A 9,225-nucleotide genomic window follows, 5' to 3' on the forward strand; every position below is an offset into this window, starting at 1 on the left:
GCGGGGCTGCTCGCGCCCGCGGGCGGGCGGGCGACGCTCGACGGCGCGGACGTCGCGGCGCTCCCGCGCGACGCGGCCGCGACCGGCGTCGTGCTCGTCGCCGAGGACGGCCACGTGTTCGACACGACCGTCCTGGAGAACCTGCGCGTCGCGCGCGGGGACGTCACCGAGGCCCAGGCACGTGCCGTGCTGCGCGAGGTCGGTCTCGGGGAGTGGCTCGACGCCCTGCCCGACGGCGTCGACACCGCGCTCGGCGCGGACGCGACGGACGTGTCCGGCGGTGAGCGGCGGCGCCTTCTCGTCGCGCGCGCGCTGCTCGCCCCCGCGCCCCTGCTCCTCCTCGACGAGCCCACCGAGCACCTCGACGCCCCCACCGCCGACGCGCTGGTCCGCCACCTCGTCGCGACGACGCGCGGCCCGCGCGCGGACGGCGCCGGACCGCGGGGCGTCGTCCTCGCGACGCACCGCCTCAGCGCGCTCGAGGCCGTCGACGAGGTGCTGCTCCTCGGTCACGCGCCCGACGACCCGGACGGCCCGGCGCGCGTCGTCGCGCGGGGCACCCACGCCGAGCTGCTCGCGCTGCCCGCGTACCGCTGGGCGCTGGAGCAGGAGGCGACGGCGGTCCGCTGACCGACCGGGACGACACCGGGTGGGGGCGCGTGCGCGCTGGTACGTTCGCCGGGCCCCCACCCTCGCCGACGCGCTGGAGAACGCCGTGAAGATCCTCGTCCCCGACACCATCGCCCTCGACGTGCGTACGGAGCCCGGGGACGACGTCGTCGCGTACGACCCCGCCGCTCCCCTGCCGGCCGACGCGCTCGACGCGGAGGTGCTCGTCGCGTGGTCGAACCCGCGCGAGCACCTCGAGGAGGCCGCCCGGCGCCTCACGCGGCTGCGCTGGGTGCAGACGCTCGCGGCGGGCCCCGACGTCGTGCTCGCGGCGGGCTTCGCGCCGGACGTCGTGATCACCTCGGGGCGGTCGCTGCACGACGGCCCGGTCGCCGAGCACACCCTGGCGCTCCTGCTCGCGCTCGTGCGCCACCTCGACGAGCTGGGCGCCGCGCAGCGCGAGCACCGGTGGGACACCCGGCACACCGTCGCGCAGGCCGACCCGGCCACCGCCCGCCGGTACACGCTCGACGGCGCGCACGTCGTCGTGTGGGGGTTCGGGTCGATCGCGGCACGGCTCGCGCCCCTGCTCACGGCGCTCGGCGCACGCGTGACGGGCGTCGCGAGCAGCCGCGGCGAGCGGCACGGCTACCCGGTGGTGACCGACGACGACCTCGCGGACCTGCTCCCGACCGCCGACGCCCTCGTCTCGGTCCTGCCCGCGACGGACGCGACGCGTCACGCGTTCGACGCCGCGCGGATCGACCAGCTGCCCGACCACGCGGTGTTCGTCAACGTCGGCCGCGGGGCGACCGTGGACGAGGACGCGCTCGTCGCCGCGCTGCACGAGGGCCGGCTCGGCGGCGCGGCGCTCGACGTCACGGAGACCGAGCCGCTCCCCGCCGGGTCGCCGCTGTGGGACGCGCCGCGGCTCGTCCTCACGCCCCACGCGGCGGGCAACCGCCCGCAGGGGGCGCCGGACCTCGTCAACGAGAACCTCGACGCGCTGCGGGCCGGACGGCCGCTGCGCAACGTCGTCGGGCGTTGACCGCGGAGCCGACCGGGCGCGCTACCACCGGCCGTTGCGCGGGCGCGGCTGGCAGCGCGGGCACGTGTACGACGAGCGGTTCATGAACTCGTCACGCCGCACGGGCGTGCCGCAGCGCGGGCACGGCTCGCCCTCCTGCCCGTACACGGCGAGCGAGCGCGAGAAGTACCCCGACCGCCCGTTGACGTCGACGTAGAGCGCGTCGAAGCTCGTGCCGCCCTGGGCGAGCGCCTCGGCCATCACCTCGGCGGCGGCGTCGAGCAGGCGGTGCGCCTCGGGCCGGCGCAGCGTGTCGGTCGCGCGCGCGTAGTGCAGGCGGGCACGCCACAGCGCCTCGTCGGCGTAGATGTTCCCGACGCCGGAGACGACCGTCTGGTCGAGCAGCGCGCGCTTGACGCCGGTCCGGCGGCGGCGGATCGCCGCGACGACGTCGTCGCGGCGCAGCGCCGGGTCGAGCAGGTCGCGCGCGATGTGCGCCACAGGCTCGGGGACGGCGGCGAGCTCCGTGCCGAGGCCGCCGGGCGCGCCGTCGGGCGTCGGGACGAGGTCCTGGACCGACAGGTGACCGAACGTGCGCTGGTCGACGAAGTCGAGCGCCCGGGCCTCGCCGCCGCCCTCCGGCTCGAGGACCAGGCGCACGCGCAGGTGCGGCGACCGGACGGCGAGGCCCTCCTCCGAGCGCACGAGGAGCTGGCCCGACATGCCGAGGTGGGCCAGCAGCGCTGCCGCGGGCCGCTCGTCAGCGGGTGCGCCGTAAGCGCCGGTGGGCCGCAGCGGCAGCCAGAGGAACTTGCCGCGGCGCACGGCAGCGTCGAGACGCTGGCCGAGGAGCTGGTCGCGGAACGCGCCCGGCCCGCCGTCGTGCCGGCGCACGCTGTAGTCGCGCAGCACCTCGACGTCGGTCACGACGCCGCCGAGCACGTGCCGGGCGAGACCGTCACGGACGGTCTCGACCTCGGGGAGCTCAGGCACCCGACGTCTCGGCGCCGTCGTCCGCGGTGCCCGTGCCGGACGTCCCGTCCGTGCCCTCGGCCGCGGTCCGCTGCGCCTGCTCGACGGCGAGGGCGCGGTACGCGCGCTCGGCCGCCTCCTGCTCGGCGTACTTCTTCGCCGTCCCGCTGCCCGTGCCGTAGAGCCGGCCGTCGAGGTGCACGTACGACGTGAAGACGCGCGCGTGGTCGGGCCCGACGGCGTCGCTCGAGTACGCGGGGGCGCTCATCCCGGCGGCGGCCGCGGCCTCCTGCAGCGACGTCTTCCAGTCGAGGCCGGCCCCGAGGTCCGCGGCAGCGGCCAGCCGGGGCTCGACGAGACGCAGCACGAGCTCGCGCGCGGGCTCGAGCCCGTGGCTCAGGTACACCGCGCCGATGAGGGCCTCGACGGTGTCCGACAGGATCGAGTCCTTGTCGTTGCCGCGCGTGCGGATCTCACCCTTCCCGAGCAGCACGAAGCGCCCGAGGTCCAGGGTCCGCGCGATGGTCGCGAGCGACTTCTGCGAGACGGTCGCGGCCCGCATCTTGGCGAGCTCGCCCTCCGACAGGTCGGGATGGCGCCGGTACAGCGTCTCGGTGACGACCAGGCCCAGCACGGTGTCCCCGAGGAACTCGAGGCGCTCGTTGGTGGGGATCCCACCGTTCTCGTGGGCGAACGACCGGTGCGTGAGCGCAAGGACGAGAAGCTCGGGGTCCAGCGGGACCCCGAGCTTCTCGAGCAGACCGGTTGCCGGTGCAGCCGGTGCCACGCGCCTCAGCCTGCGTGCTCGGAGCGCAGCGCCTCGGCGTACTGGCGGCCCTTGTAGGTGCCGCACGTCGGGCACGCCGCGTGCGACAGCTTGTCGCCCTTGCACTGCGGGCAGGTGGTGAGGTTCGCGGCGGTCGTCTTCCACTGCGAACGACGCGCACGGGTGTTGCTGCGCGACATCTTGCGCTTCGGAACAGCCACGGCTAGCTCTCTTTCGTCTCGTCGGACACGTTCGAGGTGTCGAACATGCTCTCCAGCGCCGACCACCTGGGGTCGACCAGTTCGTGTGCGTGCCCCGGGTCGTCCGCGAGACGGACGCCGCACTCGGAGCAGAGGCCCGGGCAGTCCGGCCGGCACACCGGACTGAATGGTAGTGCAGTCACGACGGAATCCCGTAGCGCGGGCTCGATGTCGGCGAGGTCGCCGTCGAGCTCGTAGACGTCCTCGGCGCTCTCGAGGTCGTCGCCGGAGTCCGCCGCGGCCTGCTTGCGCTCCGCGTAGGAGAACAGCACGGCGAGGTCGACGCGCACGTCCTCCGTGACCTCGTCGAGGCACCGCACGCACTCCCCGACCGCGCGACCGGTGACCGTGCCGGACACCAGGACGCCCTCCATCACCGCCTCGAGGCGCAGGTCGAGCTCGAGCTCGCTGCCCTCGGGGATGCCGATGACCGCGGTGCCCAGGTCGGCCGGCGCGGCGACCGTCCGCTGGACGGGGCGCATGCTGCCGGGTCGCCGACCGAGCTCGTGCGTGTCCAGCACGAGCGACGACGTCTTCTCGGTGGCGATGGCGCGCTCCAGGGTCGGATCCCGCGCGGGCGGGAGGTTCTGCGGACGGGTCTCGGGGAGGTCGGCGGTCGGCCCGCCGGTCACGGGCCGCGGCGAGTGCGCCGAGCCCAAAGGACGATCTTACGGCACGCGGCGCACCGGGCGCCAACGACGTCGGGCGACCTCCCGGCGCCTCCGGGGGGTCTCCGGGTGGCCTCAGAGTCGCTCCCGGTGCCCCGGCCGCCTAGCGGGACGCGCGCTCCGGGCCGCGCGGCGCCATCGTGCTCGGGAACGGCGACGGCTCGGCCGGCGCCCCACCCTCGAGCCGCCCCGCGAGCTTGGCGCGGCCGGCCTGGACCTGGGCGAGGACCTTGCCGAGGTCCACCTCGAAGTCGGCGAGCTGGCGGTCGCAGTAGTCGTCGGCGTCTCGGCGCAGCGCGGCGGCGGCCCGCTCGGCCTCGTCGACGATCTCGTGCGCGCGCGACTGGGCCTGCACGACCACCTGCTCCGTCTGCACGAGCTCGATGGCGCGCGCCCGTGCCGTCGCGAGCGTCTCCTCGGCCTGGCGGTGGGCGTCCTCGAGGACGGCGTCCGCCTCGGCCAGCACCTCGTCCGCGTGCGCGAGCTGCTCCGGGAGCGCCGCGCGCAGCTCGTCGACCAGGGCGAGCGCGTCGCCGCGGTGGACCAGCACGGACGACGACATCGGCATCGCCCGCGCGTTCTCGAGGAGCGCGGCGAGGTCGTCGAGGATCGCGTGGAGGCCCGCGTGGGCCTCCTCCCCCGCGGGCCTGCCCACGTCGTCGACCCGTGCCCGCACGCTGCCCTGCTCGCTCATCCGCCCTGCCCTCTCCGTCGTGCTCATCCGTCGCTCAGCGTCCGCCCTGCGCGAGCGCCGCCCGCACCGCGTCCCCCACGCCCGGGGGGACGAGGTCGTCCACCGGGCCGCCGTGCCGCGCGATGTCCTTGACGAGCGACGAGGCGACGTGGAGCAGCGCGGCGTCCCCGGCGACGAACACGGTCTCGACCTCCGCGAGGTGCCGGTTCATGAGCGCCATGGGCAGCTCCGTGTCGAAGTCCGCGCCGCCGCGCAGCCCCTTGACGACCGCCACCGCGCCGACCTCGCGGCAGAAGTCGACGAGCAGCCCGGGGACGACCTCGACCCGCACGCCCTCCAGGCCCGCGTGCTCGACGGCCTTCTGCGCGAGCCGTACGCGCTCGTCGACGCTCAGCAGCGCGTTCTTCGACGCGTTGCGCGCCACCCCCACGACGACCTCGTCGAACAGCGCGCGGGCGCGCGCGACGATGTCGAGGTGGCCGAGGGTGATCGGGTCGAACGACCCGGGACAGACGGCTGTGGTCACCTCGTCACGGTAGTACACGGCCCCGCGGCGCCCCGGGAGGCGTGCCGGTCAGGCGGTGACGCCGTGCTCGGGGTCGTCACCCTCGTGGTCGTCGGCCGCGTGCTCGTCCAGGCGGGGCCCCGCGAACCAGACCGCGGTCTCCCCGTAGGACCGGCTCGCGAGCCGCTCCCACCCGGCGGGCCACGCGGGCTCGGGGCTGCGGGAGGAGCGTTCGACGACGACGACGGCCGTCGGGTCGAGCACGCCCGGGGCCGCGAGGCGGTCGAGGACCCGCTCGAGCGCGTCCGTGCCGAGGTCGTACGGCGGGTCGAGGAAGACGAGGTGGAACGGCCCGCCCGGCGCGGTCGCGACGAACGACTCGGCGGACCGCGCGACGACGCGCACGTCCCGCAGCCCGAGCGCGGCGACGTTGCGGCGCGCCACGTCGACCGCGACGCGCGCCGAGTCGACGAGCGTGACGGACTCCGCCCCGCGGCTCGCCGCCTCGAGCCCGAGCGCGCCGGAGCCGGCGTAGAGGTCGAGCACGCGCGCGCCGTCGACGACGCCGAGGTGGTCGAGGCGCGAGAAGATCGCCTCGCGCACGCGGTCGCTGGTGGGCCGGGTGCCGCGGGGCGGGACCTGGATGGTGCGTCCGCCGGCGGTCCCCGCCACGATCCTCGTCACGGGCCCCAGGGTAGCGACGCGCGACGACCGCTCCGGCCGGGCCGTGTCACGCGCGCTCGAGGAACTCCTCGCGCTCCGGGTCGAGCTGCTCGCGGATGGCGCCCGCGAGCGCCGGGTGCGCGGCGAGCTCGGGGTCCTCGGCCACGACCGCCGCGGCGTCGGCGCGCGCCGTCGCGATGACGTCGGCGTCCTTGACCACGCGCAGGAGCCGCAGCGAGCTCGCGCGGCCCGACTGGGCGGCGCCGAGGACGTCGCCCTCGCTGCGCAGCTCGAGGTCCACGGTCGCGAGCTCGAAGCCGTCGGTCGTGCGGGCGAGCGTCTCCACGCGTGTCGCCGCGGGCGTGCCCGGCTGCGCCGTCGAGACGAGGAGGCACAGGCCCGGGGCGCTCCCGCGGCCGACGCGGCCGCGCAGCTGGTGGAGCTGGGAGATGCCGAACCGGTCGGCGTCGTGCACGACCATGACCGTGGCCTCCGGGACGTCGACGCCCACCTCGACAACCGTCGTCGAGACGAGCACCTGCACCTCCCCCGACGCGAACGCGGCCATGACCGCGTCCTTGTCCGCCGGGGGCATCTGCCCGTGCAGGACGCCGACCGTCAGCCCGGCGAGCCGCGGGTGCGCGCGCAGCTCCTCGGCCACCTCGAGCACGGCCCGCAGCGGAGCGCGCTCCTCCGCGGCGCCGGTCTCCTCGAGCAGGAAGTCGGGCACGTCGTCGAACTCACCGGCGGCGGCCCCGCCCGCGCGCGGCGCCCCGTCGCCCGGCTCGTCGGGGTGGATGCGCGCGCAGACCACGTAGGCGCGGTGGCCGGCGTCGACCTCCTCCCGCACGCGGGCCCAGGTGCGGTCCATCCACGCGGCGTTGGCCGCCGGGACGACGTGCGTCGTGATGCCGGACCGCCCCGCGGGGACCTCGGTGAGCGACGACGTCTCGAGGTCGCCGAACACGGTCATCGCGACGGTGCGCGGGATCGGCGTCGCCGTCATGACGAGCAGGTGCGGGCTCGTGCGGGCCTTCGCGCGCAGGGCGTCGCGCTGCTCGACGCCGAACCGGTGCTGCTCGTCGACGACGACGAGCCCGAGGTCGGCGAACTGGACGTTCTCGGACAGCAGCGCGTGCGTGCCGACGACGATGCCCGCCGCCCCGCTCGCGGCGTCGAGCAGCGCCTCCTTGCGCGCCGCCGCGCCGAGCGAGCCCGTGAGCAGCGCCACCCGGGTCCCGTGCTCCGCGCCGCCCAGCAACCCGCCCTCGGCGAGCGGGCCGAGGAGCGCGCGCAGCGTCCGCGCGTGCTGCGCGGCGAGCACCTCCGTCGGGGCGAGCAGCGCGGCCTGCCCGCCGGCGTCGACCACCTGGAGCATCGCGCGCAGCGCGACGACCGTCTTGCCCGAGCCGACCTCGCCCTGCAGGAGCCGCTGCATGGGGCGCGAGCGCGCGAGGTCCGCGGCGATCTCGTCGCCGACCTCCTGCTGGCCGCGCGTGAGCGTGAACGGCAGCGCCGCGTCGAAGTCGGCGAGGATCCCCGGCTCCCCCGCCGCGCGCGGCGGGCGCGCCGTCGCCGGCTCGGCCTCCGCCCGGGCACGGCGCTGGGCGAGCGCGGCCTGGAGGACGAACGCCTCCTCGTAGCGCAGCCGGTCCCGGCCGCGCCGCCACTGCTGCTCGTCGTACGGCTCGTGGACGTCGCGCAGCGCCTCGAGCCGGGTGCCCAGGCCGTGGCGCTCGCGCACCGGGGCGGGCAGCGGGTCGGGCACGTCCTCCTCGCGCAGCGGGTCGAGGACCGTGCGCACCGCCGGCTGGATCTTCCAGCTCGGGATGCTCGCGCTCGCCGAGTAGATCGGGATGGGGCGGCTCGCCTCGAGGACCGCGCTCTCGGCGTCCTCCGCGTCGTCGTCCATCCCGATGATGCGGTAGTCGGGGTGGGTGAGCTGCCGCGTGCCGCGGTAGAACCCGACGACGCCGGTGAACAGGCCGAGCCGCCCGGGCGCGAGCCGCTGCTCGTGGTACCGCAGCGCGTTCGGGCTCTTCGCGAAGAACGTCAGCGAGAGCTGCTGCGGCCCGTCGGTCACGACGGCCTCGAGGATGGCGCCGGGGCGGTTGCGCATGCGCCGCACGGTCGCGCTGCGCACCTGCGCGACGATCGTCACGTGCTCGCCGAGCGCCAGGCCCGCGAGGTCGGTGAGCTTGCCCGGGTCGCCGTACCGCCGCGGGTAGTGACGCAGGAGGTCCCCGATCGTGCGCAGGCCCAGCTTCGCGAGCGGGTTGGCGCTGCGCGCGCCGAGCGCCTTGCTCAGCGGCTCGGCCAGGCGGTCGGTCGCGCGCCCGGTCGCCGGGTCGGTCACGGGGCCGCCGGTCCGCTCGCTCATCGGGTCTCCTCCACCTGCTCGTGCTCGCCGCTCGGCGGCTCGGCGCCGAGCGTCATGGTGCCGCCGCGGCGCCCGGACCGCAGCACGACGGGCTCGGCACCCCGCTCGGCCGCTCGCGCGGTCACCGCGTGGACCAGCACCTCAGGCACGTCGTCGTCGGCGAGCACGGTGAGGACCTCGGCGGGCCCGTCGAGCACCTCGGCGAGCGCCGCGACGACGACGTCCGGGACTGCGCCGGACGTCCCGGCCCACCCGCCCGGGACGGCGGTGCGCACGACCCGCACGCGCGCCGCGGCGGCCCGTGCGGCCGCGACGCGCCGCGCGCCGTCGGCCTCGACGAGCTGGCTCGCGGCGAGGGCGGCGACGACGTGCAGGTCCGTCGGCGCACCGAGCACGTCCAGCTGCTCGACCCCGTCCTGCCGGGCGGCCTCCTGCAGCCCGGTGACGGCGTCCGCGTCGAGCGGGGCGCCGGGCAGCAGCACCACGCGGGTCGCGCCCGTGTCCACGACGGCGCGGTGCAGCGCGGGCACGTCGGTCGCGGCGTCCGGCTCGCGCAGGAGCACGACGGCGCCCGCGCGCGCCAGGTCCGCGACCAGACCGGGTGCGGTGGTCACGGCGACGACGCCGACCGCGGACCCGCCCGAGGACGCCGACGGCTCGTCGCCGACGGACGGCGCGACG

General features: G+C 76.6%; 10 protein-coding genes and 1 pseudogene. 2 read left to right on the plus strand and 9 right to left on the minus strand.

Annotation, left to right across the window (positions count from 1 at the left end; all coding sequences use genetic code 11):
• Both JZ5iCDA_RS13040 and JZ5iCDA_RS13045 read left to right on the plus strand, forming a co-directional pair.
• On the plus strand, positions 1-630 hold a 630-nt coding region (locus JZ5iCDA_RS13040; protein WP_139123104.1), incomplete at its 5' end, for an ATP-binding cassette domain-containing protein.
• 85 nt (positions 631-715) lie between these two features.
• Complete coding sequence (locus JZ5iCDA_RS13045; protein WP_069387576.1) at positions 716-1,657, plus strand: phosphoglycerate dehydrogenase; 942 nt, start codon at positions 716-718, stop codon at positions 1,655-1,657.
• Positions 1,658-1,678: 21 nt separating this feature from the next.
• Here the strand turns inward: JZ5iCDA_RS13045 and mutM are convergent, their stop codons facing one another.
• From mutM to JZ5iCDA_RS18970, 9 genes and pseudogenes are all read right to left on the minus strand, one after another.
• The gene (gene mutM / locus JZ5iCDA_RS13050; RefSeq protein WP_069387571.1) at positions 1,679-2,629 is read right to left on the minus strand and encodes a bifunctional DNA-formamidopyrimidine glycosylase/DNA-(apurinic or apyrimidinic site) lyase; all 951 of its coding nucleotides are present in this window, start codon (positions 2,627-2,629) and stop codon (positions 1,679-1,681) included.
• Complete coding sequence (gene rnc, locus JZ5iCDA_RS13055; protein WP_253182085.1) at positions 2,622-3,395, minus strand: ribonuclease III; 774 nt, start codon at positions 3,393-3,395, stop codon at positions 2,622-2,624. The genes mutM and rnc overlap by 8 nt, the downstream gene beginning before the upstream one ends.
• 5 nt (positions 3,396-3,400) lie before the next feature.
• The gene (gene rpmF, locus JZ5iCDA_RS13060) at positions 3,401-3,595 is read right to left on the minus strand and encodes a 50S ribosomal protein L32 (RefSeq protein ID WP_069387572.1); all 195 of its coding nucleotides are present in this window, start codon (positions 3,593-3,595) and stop codon (positions 3,401-3,403) included.
• Positions 3,596-3,597: 2 nt separating this feature from the next.
• Positions 3,598-4,194, minus strand: a complete 597-nt coding sequence (locus JZ5iCDA_RS13065; RefSeq protein WP_069387578.1) for a YceD family protein — start codon at positions 4,192-4,194, stop codon at positions 3,598-3,600.
• Between the two features lie 211 nt (positions 4,195-4,405).
• The gene (locus JZ5iCDA_RS13070) at positions 4,406-5,023 is read right to left on the minus strand and encodes a hypothetical protein (protein ID WP_253182086.1); all 618 of its coding nucleotides are present in this window, start codon (positions 5,021-5,023) and stop codon (positions 4,406-4,408) included.
• 7 nt (positions 5,024-5,030) lie between these two features.
• Entirely contained in the window at positions 5,031-5,522 is a 492-nt protein-coding gene (gene coaD / locus JZ5iCDA_RS13075; protein ID WP_069387573.1) for a pantetheine-phosphate adenylyltransferase, read from the minus strand.
• 48 nt (positions 5,523-5,570) lie between these two features.
• Positions 5,571-6,185, minus strand: coding sequence for a 16S rRNA (guanine(966)-N(2))-methyltransferase RsmD (gene rsmD, locus JZ5iCDA_RS13080; protein ID WP_069387574.1), 615 nt, complete (start codon positions 6,183-6,185; stop codon positions 5,571-5,573).
• Between the two features lie 46 nt (positions 6,186-6,231).
• A complete protein-coding gene (gene recG, locus JZ5iCDA_RS13085) occupies positions 6,232-8,544 on the minus strand; it encodes an ATP-dependent DNA helicase RecG (protein ID WP_069387575.1) in 2,313 nt (770 codons plus the stop codon).
• Positions 8,541-9,225 (minus strand): annotated as a pseudogene (locus tag JZ5iCDA_RS18970) (hypothetical protein); the annotation flags it as partial. The gene recG and the pseudogene JZ5iCDA_RS18970, both read right to left, overlap by 4 nt.

It is taken from the genome of Cellulosimicrobium cellulans (genome assembly GCF_001722485.1).
Classification (GTDB): domain Bacteria; phylum Actinomycetota; class Actinomycetes; order Actinomycetales; family Cellulomonadaceae; genus Cellulosimicrobium; species Cellulosimicrobium cellulans_A.